The organism is Shewanella sp. FDAARGOS_354 (assembly GCF_002209245.2).
Lineage (GTDB): Bacteria > Pseudomonadota > Gammaproteobacteria > Enterobacterales > Shewanellaceae > Shewanella > Shewanella xiamenensis.
The window spans coordinates 4,159,190-4,176,487 of sequence record NZ_CP022089.2 but is presented as its reverse complement, the minus strand read 5'-3'; the positions used below and the strand labels follow the sequence as shown (position 1 = coordinate 4,176,487).

Below are 17,298 nucleotides of genomic sequence, written 5' to 3'. Positions count from 1 at the left end.
CATGTCGCAACAGCAGCCACTTATCAGCCATTTGCTTGAACTTAGGTCCAAGCTGCTTAAATCCATTGCCAGTGTATTGATTGTATTTATTTGTAGTGTGTATTGGGCAAATGATATTTACCATTACATGGCAATCCCTTTAATGCAGTCTTTGCCCTTAGGTGGCAGTATGATTGCGACCGATGTGGCCGCACCTTTCTTCGCCCCTTTTAAACTGACATTAGTTCTGTCATTTTTTGTGGCCGTACCCTATGTGCTCTTTCAAATTTGGTCCTTCGTAGCACCGGGTTTGTATAAGCATGAAAAACGCTTAGTTATGCCGCTACTTTTTAGCAGCACAGTGCTATTTTATTTAGGTATAGCCTTCGCTTATTACGTTGTATTCCCAGTTGTATTTGGCTTTTTTGCCAACACGGCTCCAGAGGGAGTACAAGTTGCAACCGATATCAGCAGCTATCTTGATTTTGTACTGAAATTATTTTTTGCATTCGGCTTATCCTTTGAGATCCCGATTGCCGTTGTTTTACTCTGCTGGGCCGGTGTGACAACACCTGAAGATCTCAAGCAAAAACGCCCCTATATTATTGTCGGCGCATTCGTGGTGGGTATGCTGCTCACACCACCTGATGTTATTTCCCAAACTATGCTTGCCGTGCCAATGCTGTTATTGTTCGAAGGCGGATTATTTGCGGCTCGTTTTTACAGTAAACCTGATGACGAGACCGATGAAGAACAACCAACGAATGACTAATGCCTCAATCGGCATTAGAGGAAAATAATAATAAGGAAACTGGGATGCGTTTAACTCTACTGACTGGTGCAGTGTTACTGGTATCTGCACAGGCTAATGCCGGTATTGAGCAGCAATTAACTCAATGTGCAGGGATAACGGACAAGCTCGAGCGCTTGGTATGCTATGACAACCTCGCAGCAAGCATTCAAGTCACCACAGTGACCAATAACACCACGGCACCGATAGCTGTCGCCCCCGTTGTCACTCCCGCAGCGGCCCCTGCAGCTGTGGCGACTGCAGCTCCTGTTGCTGCCGCCGCGACCAATGTCGAAGATAATTTCGGTATGGAAGTTAAACGCGTCCAAGAGAATACGACTGACAAAATTTATCTCGATGTGGAGTCAATAGCAGAAGATGCCTACGGTGCCTTAAAGATTACCTTTACCAATGGCCAAGTTTGGAAACAAACCGAAAACCGTAAGTTCAACCTCAAAGTCGGTGAAAAAGTATTTATCGAAAAAGCAGCGCTTGGCTCTTTCTTAATGGGCACAGAAAGTCGTAATGCTAAGGTGAGGGTAAAACGCCTAAAATAATGTCATCTTATATAGATATCGCTGTCAACTTGCTTGGCAGCGCACTCGAACCAGACATAACGCAAATCATACAAGCAGCGGCGGACCAAGGGGTTTCGCCGTTAATTGTTATTGGCAGTGATTTAAGCGAAAGCGCGGCAGCCATTCAATTATGCCAACAGTATCCCAAACAGCTTTATTGCACTGCAGGTGTACACCCGCATCATGCTAGCGAATGGCAAACGAATTCCAAACAAACTCTCATAGATTTATGCCAAGCATCGCAGGTCGTTGCCGTTGGTGAATGCGGGCTAGACTATAATAGGGACTTTTCCCCCCGTCCGGCCCAGCGCAAAGCATTTATCGCCCAATTAGAACTGGCTATTGACCTTCAAAAACCCGTTCTGATGCATGAACGAGATGCCCATAGTGATTTTTTAAGCATTGTTAGTGAGTACCGCCCCCATCTTCGCGGCGCATTGTTACACTGCTTTACTGGCAGCCAAGCGCAAATGGAAGCTTATATCGATCTCGATTTACACCTAGGAATTACAGGTTGGGTTTGTGATGAAAGACGCGGCCAAGAATTAGCAGCGCTAGTGCCATTTATTCCAAAAGATCGCTTATTGATCGAAACAGATAGTCCTTATCTGCTACCGCGTAGCATGCGTCCTAAGCCTAAATCCAGTAAAAATAAACCCGAATATTTGCCTTATATTGCTCAGTATATTGCCAATCTACGCGGTGAAGATCCGGCTGAATTTGCAAAACAATGCTATCAAAATAGCCTAGCGTTTTTTAATTTGAGTCAACAGAATGGCTAAATTAAGTTGCTTATTGGTTTTGCTTATCAGCATGCTCATATCATCTGGTAGCTTCGCAAGCATAATCAACATCAATGAACACACTCCGACGCCGCTCAGTCTAACACCTTGGCTAATGGTGACTCATCCCCATTCTGAAAGTCAGTTAGCGGACATTGAAGCACTTCCCAAGGCACAATGGCATAAGTTTACCAGTAACGATATTCAACGTCTTAGCCTGCATAATTTTTGGCTGTCAGTTAATCTTAGTAGTAATAACGAAAGCCTTTCACGCATTCTTGCCTTAGATAATCCCTTATTAGATAAAGTAACTATTTACCATCTTGTAGATAACCAACTCGTCAACACAACGTATATGGGAGATACACTTCCCTATAAACAGCGTCCACTGCTGAGTAATATTTTTCTATACCCTTTTAAAATTAACACCAATGAACAACATACCTTTTATATACATATTGAAACCGAAGGCAATGCGGCCGTTCCTTTAAATTTATGGTCAGCCAACGATTTGGCACAAATAGCGGAATCAACAGCTGTCGAACATGGATTTCAGCTTGGGGTACTCGCCGCCATCGGTATATTCAGTCTATTTATCGCGTTAGCTTCTGGTTCATTCAGTTACAGCTATTACTCCGGCTACGTCCTTAGCATGACTCTCTTAGTTGCCACGATTAATGGTTTCGCATTCCGCTTCCTCTGGCCTAATTGGCCAACATTGCAGCAACTGATGGTTCCAGTGCTACTTCCTTTGGTTATGGCTTTCGCCTTAATGTTTACCGAAAAAATTTTACAATTAAAATACTATAATCGCCGCATGCTATTGATGTGCCGTTATAGTGCCGTTTATATCCTTTTAATCTGTTTATTAGTCCCCTTTTTGCGTTATGGCACTGTACTTTATATTGAGATTATCTCGGTTGTCGTGCTCAGTATCATTATGATGATACTCGCAATTATTCAAGCCGCTAGAGGGCAAAAATTAGCCAAACTTTATACTGTTGGCTGGGTGAGTATGCTGACGGGTGCGTGCCTGAGTAGCTTACTGTATTTAGGCGTTATCGAGCTGAATATCAAACCTCAGACACCTGTAATGCTGGGGTTAACCTTTGAAATCATCTTTATGTCACTCGTGCTTGCTATCCGCTATAACGACGAACGTAAAGCCAAACAACGCATTCAACAAGAAGCACTAAAACAAGCACAAAAAATTCGTAGCGCACGTGAAGATGCATTAAAAGTAGAAGCAGAAACTAACGAAAGACTGGAACAAATGGTGCAAGAGCGCACTTTGGAACTTGAAATTACCCTGCGCGAATTGCATGAAGTTAATCAAAAGCTCACAGAACAAAGCACTATAGACAGCTTAACGGGGGCTAAAAACCGCAGTGCCTTCGATAAACGCCTATTAGCAGAAAGCCGTATAAGTCGTCGTCAAGAAACGCCAATAGCACTATTAATGATCGATATCGATCGATTTAAATCTATCAACGATCAATTTGGCCATTTAGCGGGTGATCAGGCCCTAAAACTTATCACAAAGACATTGCAGCAGCATTTAAAACGACCAACAGATCTAGTATCACGTTTTGGTGGAGAAGAGTTTGCTATTATTCTTCCCAATACCAACGCGGATGGTGCGCTTCAAGTCGCTGAAAATATAAGAGATGCAGTGGCTAGTATCGGCCTTGAATGGGAAGGAAAACCCATACCACTCACCGTCAGTATCGGCGTGAGTGCCGACGTAATCTTGAATGAACAACACAGTACCGAATTATTAGAGCAGGCAGATAAAGCCCTCTATCAAGCAAAAAATAGCGGACGCAATCAAGTGAAATTGTATGCGCCAGCGCAAACAGAACCTAATTAGGAGTCTAATGTGAATATCATTACCAGTGCCTTCCCACAGCGCAGAATGCGCCGCATGCGCAAACATGATTTTAGCCGTCGCCTGATGGCAGAGAATCACCTAACAGTGAATGACCTAATCTATCCTATGTTTGTGCTCGAAGGCAGTAATCGCAGCGAAAAAGTCGCTTCAATGCCAGGTGTGGAGCGTTATTCAATCGACTTACTGCTCAAAGAAGCAGAAGAACTTGTTGAATTAGGCATCCCCTTAATTGCCCTCTTTCCTGTCACGCCTGCAGAGAAAAAGTCTCTCATGGCAGAAGAAGCTTACAATGCTGACGCACTAGTGCAACGTGCTGTACGTGAACTCAAAAAAGCCTTCCCACAACTTGGCATTATGACGGACGTGGCTCTCGATCCTTTCACGACCCATGGTCAAGACGGCATTATTGATGAAACAGGCTATATCCTGAATGACATCACTACAGAAATTTTAGTTAAACAAGCCTTGTCCCATGCCGAAGCAGGCGCTGATATTGTTGCGCCATCGGATATGATGGATGGCCGCATCGGCGCGATCCGTCAAGCACTGGAAGCAGCTGGCCATGTTAATACCCAGATCATGGCCTATTCAGCCAAATACTCTTCGAGCTACTATGGCCCATTCCGTGATGCAGTTGGCTCAGCAGGCAACCTAAAAGGTGGCAATAAGCATAGCTATCAAATGGACCCAGCTAACAGTGATGAAGCACTACACGAAGTGGCGCTCGATATCCAAGAAGGTGCTGATATGGTGATGGTAAAACCAGGTATGCCATATCTCGACATCGTTCATCGTGTTAAAACTGAGTTAGCTGTTCCTACTTTTGCTTACCAAGTGAGTGGTGAATATGCCATGCACATGGCCGCGATCCAAAATGGCTGGTTAGCTGAAAAGGCTATCGTCATGGAATCGCTACTATGCTTCAAACGCGCTGGCGCCGATGGCATCCTAACCTACTTCGCCAAACGTGCAGCACAGTGGCTAAAAGAAGCTAAATAATTGGGTTTAAAAACCAATGCTAAGCATAAAGGGCAGCCAAGTGCTAATGCCGATCAGTTAAGACAGATCGCTTGACGATCTCGCTGAAAAGATCAAAATCCGATGACCTCATGTCATCGGATTTTTTATGCAACTCTCGGAAGCACTCGCCCGTACCCATATTACCCGCCTAACCGAATTCACCTGCTTAGCTGATGTGTTAGAACCTGAGTTAATTCAATCTTGCCTAGACTCCCAGGGCGTTGCGACGTTAAGACGGCGTAAATTGCCGATGGACGCGATGATTTGGGCCGTTATCGGAATGGCTTTGTTCCGAGGGGAGTCTGTTCGGTCACTCATCAACAAACTCGACATTGTTTTGCCGCAAGAGATTGATTATGTTGCACGCAGCGCCGTGACTCAGGCGCGTAAACGATTGGGCAGTGAGGTTATTAGAGAAGTATTTAGCCGCAGCGCCAATACCTGGCACGCGAGAGCTGAACATCCTCATTGGTGCGGTCTTAACTTGTATGGTGTTGACGGTGTCGTGTGGCGGACACCCGATAGTGTTCAAAATCAAGCCGCCTTTGGACGAACCGCCAACGCTTTAGGCGAAGCGGCTTATCCGCAAATTCGCATGGTTTGCTTGATGGAGTTAAGCAGCCATTTATTGGTCAACAGCGCCTTTGATTCGGTTGCCGAAAATGAAATGAACTTAGCGTCCCAGCTCATTCCTAGCATTCCTAATCACAGCCTAACCCTATTTGACCGAGGATTTTACTCGCTCGGCCTGCTGCACGCTTGGCAGCAAGCGCAACCTGATAGCCACTGGTTGTTGCCATTGAAGAAAGGCACACAATATGAGGTGGTGCGAACGCTAGGAAAGCATGACCAGAGGGTGAAACTCACCACGACACCTCAAGCCAGAAAGAAATGGCCGCAGCTCCCTGAAACTCTTGAAGCGCGTTTATTGACTAAGACAGTGAAAGGTAAGTCAGTCGCCATTTTGACCTCGTTGACAGACCCGATGCGTTACCCCAGCGAAGACATCGTCGACTTATATGCCCATCGATGGGAAATCGAACTGGGCTATAGAGAGATGAAACAACATCTACTGGAGAGCCGTTTTACGCTCCGCAGTCAACTACCGGAGCTGGTGACTCAAGAGTTATGGGGCGTGCTACTGGCCTATAATCTCATTAGATATAAGATGTTGCTGATGGCTAAAAGCTTGCCATCGGTCCATCCCAATCAACTGAGTTTTCGGGATGCGGCGAGTTATATCATCTTCAAGTTGACACAACTGTCATCACAAACACCGGGGAATGTCCCGAGAGACGTATTGGATATAGAACGAAATGCACGGCAATTTAAGCTGGATGGTAAACGGGAAAGGGCATATCCACGAGTCCTTAAAATGAGCAAAAACAAGTTTCCGGTTAGACCAAAGAAAAATGCCGTTCACTCTTAAGTGAACGGCATTAGCCAAACGCTGCCCTTTTTATTAGCTCGAAGAAAGCCTTTGAAACTATTGCTCTGTCGGTCAAATCGATATGCAGGTCATAACTATCGTCATCGCAGAAGCGAATAAAAGGAAGTATGAATAGGAAGTAGTAATAGAGAGAATGAAATTACAAATGCCTAAAACAAAAAAGCCAGCTTATTCAGCTGGCTTCATTGCTCTCTTATCGAGAATATTAGGCGCTTGGCGATGACCTACTCTCACATGGGGAGACCCCACACTACCATCGGCGCGATTGCGTTTCACTTCTGAGTTCGGGATGGGATCAGGTGGGACCACAATGCTATTGTCACCAAGCAAATTCTTACTGGTTAATTCTACGTCTGACGGCATTGTTTCCTCACTACTGCGACCTCCATGGATGGAGGAAGTGTCATTAGATGTAAGGAACGTCTTTGACCTCATGTACTACCGTACACTCCGCCCTTTGCTCGTCACGGCTTTGTCTGCCGTACAATTACCTGCGCAATTAACCTTTATTTGTTAATTTAGAAAGCTGGATTGAGTACCACTTCTTAAGTGTTTCTATTCGTCTAAGTGCTACTTAGCAAAACCCATCTGGGTTGTATGGTTAAGCCTCTCGAGTCATTAGTATCAGTTAGCTCAACGCCTCACAACGCTTACACACCTGACCTATCAACGTCCTAGTCTCGAACGGCTCTTTAGTGGACTTATAGTCCAAGGGATGACTCATCTTGGGGCTCGCTTCCCGCTTAGATGCTTTCAGCGGTTATCGATTCCGAACATAGCTACCGGGCAATGCCATTGGCATGACAACCCGAACACCAGCGGTTCGTTCACTCCGGTCCTCTCGTACTAGGAGCAACTCCCCTCAATCATCCAACGCCCACGGCAGATAGGGACCGAACTGTCTCACGACGTTCTGAACCCAGCTCGCGTACCACTTTAAATGGCGAACAGCCATACCCTTGGGACCGACTTCAGCCCCAGGATGTGATGAGCCGACATCGAGGTGCCAAACACCGCCGTCGATATGAACTCTTGGGCGGTATCAGCCTGTTATCCCCGGAGTACCTTTTATCCGTTGAGCGATGGCCCTTCCATTCAGAACCACCGGATCACTATGACCTACTTTCGTACCTGCTCGACGTGTCTGTCTCGCAGTTAAGCTGGCTTATGCCATTGCACTAACCGTACGATGTCCGACCGTACTTAGCCAACCTTCGTGCTCCTCCGTTACTCTTTGGGAGGAGACCGCCCCAGTCAAACTACCCACCAGGCACTGTCCTTACCCCAGATAATGGGGCCAAGTTAGAACATCAACACTACAAGGGTGGTATTTCAAGGACGACTCCATCAGAACTAGCGTTCCAACTTCATAGTCTCCCACCTATCCTACACATGTAGGGTCAATGTTCAGTGCCAAGCTATAGTAAAGGTTCACGGGGTCTTTCCGTCTAGCCGCGGGTATACGGCATCTTCACCGCAATTTCAACTTCACTGAGTCTCGGCTGGAGACAGCGTGGCCATCATTACGCCATTCGTGCAGGTCGGAACTTACCCGACAAGGAATTTCGCTACCTTAGGACCGTTATAGTTACGGCCGCCGTTTACCGGGGCTTCGATCATGAGCTTCTCTTGCGATAACCCAATCAATTAACCTTCCGGCACCGGGCAGGCGTCACACCGTATACTTCCTCTTGCGAGTTTGCACAGTGCTGTGTTTTTGATAAACAGTTGCAGCCACCTGGTATCTGCGACTCCCGTCAGCTTAGAGAGCAAGTCTCATCACCAACAAGAGCGTACCTTCTCCCGAAGTTACGGTACCATTTTGCCTAGTTCCTTCAGCCGAGTTCTCTCAAGCGCCTTGGTATTCTCTACCCGACCACCTGTGTCGGTTTGGGGTACGATTCCCGCTAACCTGAAGCTTAGAAGATTTTCCTGGAAGCATGGCATCAACTACTTCATCCCCTTGGGGACTCGTCATCAGCTCTCAGTGTATAGTGACCCGGATTTGCCTAAGTCACCCACCTACCACCTTAAACGCGGACTACCAACGCCGCGCTAGCCTAGCCTTCTCCGTCTCTCCATCGCAGTTAGCGGAAGTACAGAAATATTAATCTGTTTCCCATCGATTACGCCTTTCGGCCTCACCTTAGGGGTCGACTCACCCTGCCCCGATTAACGTTGGACAGGAACCCTTGGTCTTTCGGCGAGGGGGTTTTTCACCCCCTTTATCGTTACTCATGTCAGCATTCGCACTTCTGATACCTCCAGTGTGGGTTACCCCTTCACCTTCAACGGCTTACAGAACGCTCCTCTACCGCGCAACTCTAATGAATTGCACCCGTAGCTTCGGTGGTATGTTTAGCCCCGTTACATCTTCCGCGCAGGCCGACTCGACTAGTGAGCTATTACGCTTTCTTTAAATGATGGCTGCTTCTAAGCCAACATCCTAGCTGTCTAAGCCTTCCCACATCGTTTCCCACTTAACATACACTTTGGGACCTTAGCTGACGGTCTGGGTTGTTTCCCTTTTGACGACGGACGTTAGCACCCGCCGTCTGTCTCCCGAGTAGTACTCATTGGTATTCGGAGTTTGCAAAGGGTTGGTAAGTCGGGATGACCCCCTAGCCTTAACAGTGCTCTACCCCCAATGGTATTCGCTCGAGGCGCTACCTAAATAGCTTTCGAGGAGAACCAGATATCTCCCGGTTTGATTGGCCTTTCACCCCCAGCCACAAGTCATCCGCTAATTTTTCAACATTAGTCGGTTCGGTCCTCCAGTTGATGTTACTCAACCTTCAACCTGCCCATGGCTAGATCACCGGGTTTCGGGTCTACGCCTTGCAACTAAACGCGCAGTTAACACTCGGTTTCCCTACGGCTCCGCTATTCGCTTAACCTCGCTACAAAACGTAAGTCGCTGACCCATTATACAAAAGGTACGCAGTCACGGTCTCAAGAACCGCTCCCACTGCTTGTACGTATACGGTTTCAGGTTCTATTTCACTCCCCTCACAGGGGTTCTTTTCGCCTTTCCCTCACGGTACTGGTTCACTATCGGTCAGTCAGGAGTATTTAGCCTTGGAGGATGGTCCCCCCATATTCAAACAGGATATCACGTGTCCCGCCTTACTCGTTTTCATCAAAGGTTAGTTTTCGTGTACGGGGCTATCACCCTGTGCCGCTGGACTTTCCAGACCATTCCACTAACACCCCTCTGACTTAAGGGCTAATCCCCGTTCGCTCGCCGCTACTAGGGGAATCTCGGTTGATTTCTTTTCCTAAGGGTACTTAGATGTTTCAGTTCCCCTCGTTTGCCTCATGTAGCTATGTATTCACCACATGATGACCGCTTATGCGGCCGGGTTCCCCCATTCGGACATCGTTAGCTCAAATGCTTGTTACTAGCTCGCCAACGCTTTTCGCAAGTTACTACGTCCTTCATCGCCTCTGACTGCCAAGGCATCCACCGTATACGCTTAGTCGCTTAACCATACAACCCAAATAGGTTTCACTTACGTGAGCCACTTGAATTGTTGCGACCAGCTGGTTTTACTTGTCTCATCTTCGACCAAGAAGATGGACTCGCCTTAGACTTGAATATTCAAGACACTTAACAAGTGTTTTAAGAACTCAATTTTTTTCGTATTAACACAACGACAGACATCATTGCGTTAATTACTATCAGCTTTCCAAATTGTTAAAGAACAATGCATACCGGCTCGCGGTGCATGTCGCTCTCCCTTCCCTTACAGGAAGTTCAACAAGCCATCTGTGTGAACACTCAGGCACATGGATGTGCCGTGTGTAAGAAACGCATGGAGCAGTTTCTTACCAACCAAACATCGAGTTAGTCGTATAGGTAAGGAGGTGATCCAGCCCCAGGTTCCCCTAGGGCTACCTTGTTACGACTTCACCCCAGTCATGAACCACAAAGTGGTGAGCGCCCCCCCGAAGGTTAAGCTACCCACTTCTTTTGCAGCCCACTCCCATGGTGTGACGGGCGGTGTGTACAAGGCCCGGGAACGTATTCACCGTGGCATTCTGATCCACGATTACTAGCGATTCCGACTTCATGGAGTCGAGTTGCAGACTCCAATCCGGACTACGACGAGCTTTGTGAGATTAGCTCCACCTCGCGGCTTTGCAACCCTCTGTACTCGCCATTGTAGCACGTGTGTAGCCCTACTCGTAAGGGCCATGATGACTTGACGTCGTCCCCACCTTCCTCCGGTTTATCACCGGCAGTCTCCCTAGAGTTCCCACCATTACGTGCTGGCAAATAAGGATAGGGGTTGCGCTCGTTGCGGGACTTAACCCAACATTTCACAACACGAGCTGACGACAGCCATGCAGCACCTGTCTCACGGTTCCCGAAGGCACAAGTCCATCTCTGGTCTCTTCCGTGGATGTCAAGAGTAGGTAAGGTTCTTCGCGTTGCATCGAATTAAACCACATGCTCCACCGCTTGTGCGGGCCCCCGTCAATTCATTTGAGTTTTAACCTTGCGGCCGTACTCCCCAGGCGGTCTACTTAATGCGTTAGCTTGAGAGCCCAGTGTTCAAGACACCAAACTCCGAGTAGACATCGTTTACGGCGTGGACTACCAGGGTATCTAATCCTGTTTGCTCCCCACGCTTTCGTGCATGAGCGTCAGTCTTTGTCCAGGGGGCCGCCTTCGCCACCGGTATTCCTCCAGATCTCTACGCATTTCACCGCTACACCTGGAATTCTACCCCCCTCTACAAGACTCTAGTTCGCCAGTTCGAAATGCTATTCCTAGGTTGAGCCCAGGGCTTTCACATCTCGCTTAACAAACCGCCTGCGCACGCTTTACGCCCAGTAATTCCGATTAACGCTCGGACCCTCCGTATTACCGCGGCTGCTGGCACGGAGTTAGCCGGTCCTTCTTCTGTAGGTAACGTCACAGATGAGCCGTATTAAGACTCACCCTTTCCTCCCTACTGAAAGTGCTTTACAACCCGAAGGCCTTCTTCACACACGCGGCATGGCTGCATCAGGGTTTCCCCCATTGTGCAATATTCCCCACTGCTGCCTCCCGTAGGAGTCTGGGCCGTGTCTCAGTCCCAGTGTGGCTGATCATCCTCTCAGAACAGCTAGGGATCGTCGCCTTGGTGAGCCATTACCTCACCAACTAGCTAATCCCACCTAGGTTCATCCAATCGCGAGAGGCCCGAAGGTCCCCCTCTTTCCCCCGTAGGGCGTATGCGGTATTAGCAGTCGTTTCCAACTGTTATCCCCCTCGACTGGGCAGATCCCTAGGCATTACTCACCCGTCCGCCGCTCGCCACCTCATAAGTAAACTTACTTGTGCTGCCGCTCGACTTGCATGTGTTAGGCCTGCCGCCAGCGTTCAATCTGAGCCATGATCAAACTCTTCAATTAAAGTTTTTTGTTTAACTCGCGTTAAACGACTCAATGAATTCTACTGTTTTGATCCGCTTTGCTCACTAAGAAGCATTGCGTTTCAATTCATACATTACTGTATGAACATATTGCTATGAACACTCATTCATTGATTTAATTCTTTGATTACTCGCCAAACGGCAGAGTAATTTCGATTAACTCAACACCTGTGAGTGCCCACACAGATTTCTTGTTTAGATTGTTAAAGAGCATTTGACCTCATCGCTTGCGTTACCGCTCACTGGGTCAGGGCTGCGTATTCTACGCATTTCCCTCATCGCGTCAAGGCGTTTTTACAAACTTCTTGAGGCTTTCGAATCAACTGCACATTTTGTATTCGATTCGCACTGAAACCGCGCTCGCTTTCGCTGTCTGCCGTGTCAGTGGATGCGCATTATAGGCAGCGAAACTTTTTGTGCAAGCGCTTTTTCAGGTTTTTATGATTAATTTTCAAATAGATTGTTACACCCAAGCTAGGCACAACCTACACACTTGTTATACCCAGAGTTATCCACACTGAGAAGGTTTAAAGACTAGATTAAATAATTAATTACTCAACTTTAAGTTAAAAGAACTCACAGCTGTGCGTATTCAAAGTTAATTGTGAGGCTGATTTTTTTAGTCTCAATTGATATTTGGTTTCAGGACGAAGCCAGATTCGGCCTGCAAAATACAACGACACGCCTTTGGGCCCCCAAAGGCAGTAGACCAAGAGCGCTAAAACAGCAGCAGTTTGAATATGTGCACCTCTTCGGCGCAGTCTGTCCTGCAACAGGAGAAACTGAAGCCATCATCACGCCATTCGCCAATAAGGACATCATGCACCAGCACCTGGAGCTCATTGCAAAACGCACCAAACCTGGCCGCCATGCAGTCGTGGTAATGGACGGTGCGGGTTGGCATACCAATGACATTGCTGCTGATATCCCTAACCTGTCGATCCTCAAACTGCCGCCATATTCCCCAGAACTAAACCCCATCAAACAGGTATGGAGTTGGCTGCGCCAACATTATCTCGCCAATCGCTGTTTTAAAGGATATGAGGACATAGTGGATGCCTGCAGCCAGGCATGGAACAGCTTTATCAGTTGTACAAAACGCGTGATAAAGATGTACTCTCGGGAATAGGCGAAGGTGGCTGAGCTTTAATGCGGAATGGTATTAGGCGTTTGGCGATGACCTACTCTCACATGGGGATGAAATCATAGCGCGATAAATACGGAGTATTTAGCCATGATTGAACGCGAAGAAGCTTGTCTTCGTAGCGGGGGCGACCGCAATGGATGGTGGAAGTGTCAATATTGGAGATTGGAGGAACATTTATTGACCGACATCGAGGTAGCTTTTCGCGAAACGTATAAACACAAAAGCCCTAGCGGTTTAGGCTAGGGCTTTTGTGTTTATTTGGATGCTTGGCGATGACCTACTCTCACATGGGGAGACCCCACACTACCATCGGCGCGATTGCGTTTCACTTCTGAGTTCGGGATGGGATCAGGTGGGACCACAATGCTATTGTCACCAAGCAAATTTTTCTCTAGGACATGACACTAGACTATAATGGTGCTGATACCCAGAATCGAACTGGGGACCTCATCCTTACCAAGGATGCGCTCTACCGACTGAGCCATATCAGCAATTTCTTATCATCAATAGATGAAATTAGGCGCTTGGCGATGACCTACTCTCACATGGGGAGACCCCACACTACCATCGGCGCGACTGCGTTTCACTTCTGAGTTCGGGATGGGATCAGGTGGGACCACAATGCTATTGTCACCAAGCAAATTTGGTATCTACTCCCCATCTTATGTGGGCAGTAAATGAATTCGGAAAGCTGTATTGAGTACCACTTCTTAAGTGTTTCTATTCGTCTAAGTGCTACTTAGCAAAACCCATCTGGGTTGTATGGTTAAGCCTCTCGAGTCATTAGTATCAGTTAGCTCAACGCCTCACAACGCTTACACACCTGACCTATCAACGTCCTAGTCTCGAACGGCTCTTTAGTGGACTTATAGTCCAAGGGATGACTCATCTTGGGGCTCGCTTCCCGCTTAGATGCTTTCAGCGGTTATCGATTCCGAACATAGCTACCGGGCAATGCCATTGGCATGACAACCCGAACACCAGCGGTTCGTTCACTCCGGTCCTCTCGTACTAGGAGCAACTCCCCTCAATCATCCAACGCCCACGGCAGATAGGGACCGAACTGTCTCACGACGTTCTGAACCCAGCTCGCGTACCACTTTAAATGGCGAACAGCCATACCCTTGGGACCGACTTCAGCCCCAGGATGTGATGAGCCGACATCGAGGTGCCAAACACCGCCGTCGATATGAACTCTTGGGCGGTATCAGCCTGTTATCCCCGGAGTACCTTTTATCCGTTGAGCGATGGCCCTTCCATTCAGAACCACCGGATCACTATGACCTACTTTCGTACCTGCTCGACGTGTCTGTCTCGCAGTTAAGCTGGCTTATGCCATTGCACTAACCGTACGATGTCCGACCGTACTTAGCCAACCTTCGTGCTCCTCCGTTACTCTTTGGGAGGAGACCGCCCCAGTCAAACTACCCACCAGGCACTGTCCTTACCCCAGATAATGGGGCCAAGTTAGAACATCAACACTACAAGGGTGGTATTTCAAGGACGACTCCATCAGAACTAGCGTTCCAACTTCATAGTCTCCCACCTATCCTACACATGTAGGGTCAATGTTCAGTGCCAAGCTATAGTAAAGGTTCACGGGGTCTTTCCGTCTAGCCGCGGGTATACGGCATCTTCACCGCAATTTCAACTTCACTGAGTCTCGGCTGGAGACAGCGTGGCCATCATTACGCCATTCGTGCAGGTCGGAACTTACCCGACAAGGAATTTCGCTACCTTAGGACCGTTATAGTTACGGCCGCCGTTTACCGGGGCTTCGATCATGAGCTTCTCTTGCGATAACCCAATCAATTAACCTTCCGGCACCGGGCAGGCGTCACACCGTATACTTCCTCTTGCGAGTTTGCACAGTGCTGTGTTTTTGATAAACAGTTGCAGCCACCTGGTATCTGCGACTCCCGTCAGCTTAGAGAGCAAGTCTCATCACCAACAAGAGCGTACCTTCTCCCGAAGTTACGGTACCATTTTGCCTAGTTCCTTCAGCCGAGTTCTCTCAAGCGCCTTGGTATTCTCTACCCGACCACCTGTGTCGGTTTGGGGTACGATTCCCGCTAACCTGAAGCTTAGAAGATTTTCCTGGAAGCATGGCATCAACTACTTCATCCCCTTGGGGACTCGTCATCAGCTCTCAGTGTATAGTGACCCGGATTTGCCTAAGTCACCCACCTACCACCTTAAACGCGGACTACCAACGCCGCGCTAGCCTAGCCTTCTCCGTCTCTCCATCGCAGTTAGCGGAAGTACAGAAATATTAATCTGTTTCCCATCGATTACGCCTTTCGGCCTCACCTTAGGGGTCGACTCACCCTGCCCCGATTAACGTTGGACAGGAACCCTTGGTCTTTCGGCGAGGGGGTTTTTCACCCCCTTTATCGTTACTCATGTCAGCATTCGCACTTCTGATACCTCCAGTGTGGGTTACCCCTTCACCTTCAACGGCTTACAGAACGCTCCTCTACCGCGCAACTCTAATGAATTGCACCCGTAGCTTCGGTGGTATGTTTAGCCCCGTTACATCTTCCGCGCAGGCCGACTCGACTAGTGAGCTATTACGCTTTCTTTAAATGATGGCTGCTTCTAAGCCAACATCCTAGCTGTCTAAGCCTTCCCACATCGTTTCCCACTTAACATACACTTTGGGACCTTAGCTGACGGTCTGGGTTGTTTCCCTTTTGACGACGGACGTTAGCACCCGCCGTCTGTCTCCCGAGTAGTACTCATTGGTATTCGGAGTTTGCAAAGGGTTGGTAAGTCGGGATGACCCCTAGCCTTAACAGTGCTCTACCCCCAATGGTATTCGCTCGAGGCGCTACCTAAATAGCTTTCGAGGAGAACCAGATATCTCCCGGTTTGATTGGCCTTTCACCCCCAGCCACAAGTCATCCGCTAATTTTTCAACATTAGTCGGTTCGGTCCTCCAGTTGATGTTACTCAACCTTCAACCTGCCCATGGCTAGATCACCGGGTTTCGGGTCTACGCCTTGCAACTAAACGCGCAGTTAACACTCGGTTTCCCTACGGCTCCGCTATTCGCTTAACCTCGCTACAAAACGTAAGTCGCTGACCCATTATACAAAAGGTACGCAGTCACGGTCTCAAGAACCGCTCCCACTGCTTGTACGTATACGGTTTCAGGTTCTATTTCACTCCCCTCACAGGGGTTCTTTTCGCCTTTCCCTCACGGTACTGGTTCACTATCGGTCAGTCAGGAGTATTTAGCCTTGGAGGATGGTCCCCCCATATTCAAACAGGATATCACGTGTCCCGCCTTACTCGTTTTCATCAAAGGTTAGTTTTCGTGTACGGGGCTATCACCCTGTGCCGCTGGACTTTCCAGACCATTCCACTAACACCCCTCTGACTTAAGGGCTAATCCCCGTTCGCTCGCCGCTACTAGGGGAATCTCGGTTGATTTCTTTTCCTAAGGGTACTTAGATGTTTCAGTTCCCCTCGTTTGCCTCATGTAGCTATGTATTCACCACATGATGACCGCTTATGCGGCCGGGTTCCCCCATTCGGACATCGTTAGCTCAAATGCTTGTTACTAGCTCGCCAACGCTTTTCGCAAGTTACTACGTCCTTCATCGCCTCTGACTGCCAAGGCATCCACCGTATACGCTTAGTCGCTTAACCATACAACCCAAATAGGTTTCACTTACGTGAGCCACTTGAATTGTTGCGACCAGCTGGTTTTACTTGTCTCATCTTCGACCAAGAAGATGGACTCGCCTTAGACTTGAATATTCAAGACACTTAACAAGTGTTTTAAGAACTCAATTTTTTCGTATTAACACAACGACAGACATCATTGTGTTAATTACTATCAGCTTTCCAAATTGTTAAAGAGCGGGCTTAAAAAAGCCAAAGATAATGTTTAAGTTTATCTTTGGCATCTCTAACCATAATGCAGTAAATGGTGGAGCTATGCGGGATCGAACCGCAGACCTCCTGCGTGCAAGGCAGGCGCTCTCCCAGCTGAGCTATAGCCCCATTTACATGCAGTGCGAGTAAATAAGATGTTCCAAACCTCTTAAAGGATTGGTTTGCCAAATCACGTTATCCGCGGCAAATTAACGCGACGTTTAGTTCACTAAACGAGTGTTAATTTAACAAAGGAGAACGAAGATTTGGTGGGTCAGAGTGGACTTGAACCACCGACCTCACCCTTATCAGGGGTGCGCTCTAACCAGCTGAGCTACAGACCCATCTTTTACTCT

The 17,298-nt window shown here is 47.9% G+C and carries 6 protein-coding genes, 3 tRNA genes, 6 rRNA genes and 1 pseudogene; 7 read left to right on the top strand and 9 right to left on the bottom strand.

Features of this window, described 5'->3' with window-relative positions; translation table 11 throughout:
• Position 1 precedes the first annotated feature (1 nt).
• The 6 genes from tatC (at position 2) to CEQ32_RS18805 (ending at position 6,469) form a co-directional block, all read left to right on the top strand.
• Positions 2 to 751, top strand: a complete 750-nt coding sequence (gene tatC, locus CEQ32_RS18830; protein ID WP_037422645.1) for a twin-arginine translocase subunit TatC — start codon at positions 2 to 4, stop codon at positions 749 to 751.
• A gap of 44 nt (positions 752 to 795) precedes the next feature.
• Positions 796 to 1,326: a hypothetical protein gene (locus tag CEQ32_RS18825; protein WP_088587012.1), complete on the top strand. Its 531-nt coding sequence runs from the start codon at positions 796 to 798 to the stop codon at positions 1,324 to 1,326.
• Positions 1,326 to 2,129, top strand: a complete 804-nt coding sequence (locus CEQ32_RS18820) for a TatD family hydrolase (RefSeq protein ID WP_088586588.1) — start codon at positions 1,326 to 1,328, stop codon at positions 2,127 to 2,129. The genes CEQ32_RS18825 and CEQ32_RS18820 overlap by 1 nt, the downstream gene beginning before the upstream one ends.
• Complete coding sequence (locus CEQ32_RS18815; RefSeq protein ID WP_088586587.1) at positions 2,122 to 3,999, top strand: diguanylate cyclase; 1,878 nt, start codon at positions 2,122 to 2,124, stop codon at positions 3,997 to 3,999. The genes CEQ32_RS18820 and CEQ32_RS18815 overlap by 8 nt, the downstream gene beginning before the upstream one ends.
• Positions 4,000 to 4,008: 9 nt before the next feature.
• Complete coding sequence (gene hemB, locus CEQ32_RS18810) at positions 4,009 to 5,019, top strand: porphobilinogen synthase (protein ID WP_037422636.1); 1,011 nt, start codon at positions 4,009 to 4,011, stop codon at positions 5,017 to 5,019.
• A gap of 127 nt (positions 5,020 to 5,146) precedes the next feature.
• Positions 5,147 to 6,469, top strand: coding sequence for an IS4-like element ISSba6 family transposase (locus CEQ32_RS18805; RefSeq protein WP_088585852.1), 1,323 nt, complete (start codon positions 5,147 to 5,149; stop codon positions 6,467 to 6,469).
• A 232-nt stretch (positions 6,470 to 6,701) separates the two neighbouring features.
• Here CEQ32_RS18805 and rrf (CEQ32_RS18800) read toward each other — a convergent pair.
• The 3 genes from rrf (CEQ32_RS18800) to CEQ32_RS18790 all read right to left on the bottom strand — a co-directional run bounded on the left by rrf (CEQ32_RS18800) (position 6,702) and on the right by CEQ32_RS18790 (position 11,893).
• Positions 6,702 to 6,817 (bottom strand): 5S ribosomal RNA (rrf, locus tag CEQ32_RS18800).
• Positions 6,818 to 7,087: 270 nt separating this feature from the next.
• Positions 7,088 to 9,980: ribosomal RNA gene (locus tag CEQ32_RS18795) — 23S ribosomal RNA — on the bottom strand.
• A 370-nt stretch (positions 9,981 to 10,350) separates the two neighbouring features.
• A 16S ribosomal RNA gene (locus CEQ32_RS18790) occupies positions 10,351 to 11,893 on the bottom strand.
• A gap of 633 nt (positions 11,894 to 12,526) precedes the next feature.
• Here CEQ32_RS18790 and CEQ32_RS18785 point away from each other — a divergent pair.
• A pseudogene (locus tag CEQ32_RS18785) lies at positions 12,527 to 13,042 on the top strand (IS630 family transposase); the annotation flags it as partial.
• Between the two features lie 282 nt (positions 13,043 to 13,324).
• On the opposite strand, the gene rrf (CEQ32_RS18780) reads toward CEQ32_RS18785, so the two are convergent.
• The 6 genes from rrf (CEQ32_RS18780) to CEQ32_RS18755 form a co-directional block, all read right to left on the bottom strand.
• Positions 13,325 to 13,440 (bottom strand): 5S ribosomal RNA (gene rrf / locus CEQ32_RS18780).
• 35 nt (positions 13,441 to 13,475) lie between these two features.
• A tRNA-Thr gene (locus CEQ32_RS18775) sits at positions 13,476 to 13,551 on the bottom strand.
• Between the two features lie 31 nt (positions 13,552 to 13,582).
• Positions 13,583 to 13,698: ribosomal RNA gene (gene rrf, locus CEQ32_RS18770) — 5S ribosomal RNA — on the bottom strand.
• A 124-nt stretch (positions 13,699 to 13,822) separates the two neighbouring features.
• Positions 13,823 to 16,714 (bottom strand): 23S ribosomal RNA (locus tag CEQ32_RS18765).
• The 16S, 23S and 5S rRNA genes sit together here with 3 tRNA genes alongside, the layout of an rRNA operon.
• Before the next feature lie 281 nt (positions 16,715 to 16,995).
• Positions 16,996 to 17,071 (bottom strand) — tRNA-Ala (locus CEQ32_RS18760).
• 138 nt (positions 17,072 to 17,209) lie between these two features.
• Positions 17,210 to 17,286, bottom strand: a tRNA-Ile gene (locus CEQ32_RS18755).
• Positions 17,287 to 17,298: the final 12 nt, after the last annotated feature.

Coding starts and splice junctions, on each gene's coding strand:
- tatC (WP_037422645.1), top strand. CDS start 2: ATGTCGCAACAGCAGCCACTTATCAGCCATTTGCTTGAACTTAGGTCC.
- CEQ32_RS18825 (WP_088587012.1), top strand. CDS start 796: ATGCGTTTAACTCTACTGACTGGTGCAGTGTTACTGGTATCTGCACAG.
- CEQ32_RS18820 (WP_088586588.1), top strand. CDS start 1,326: ATGTCATCTTATATAGATATCGCTGTCAACTTGCTTGGCAGCGCACTC.
- CEQ32_RS18815 (WP_088586587.1), top strand. CDS start 2,122: ATGGCTAAATTAAGTTGCTTATTGGTTTTGCTTATCAGCATGCTCATA.
- CEQ32_RS18805 (WP_088585852.1), top strand. CDS start 5,147: ATGCAACTCTCGGAAGCACTCGCCCGTACCCATATTACCCGCCTAACC.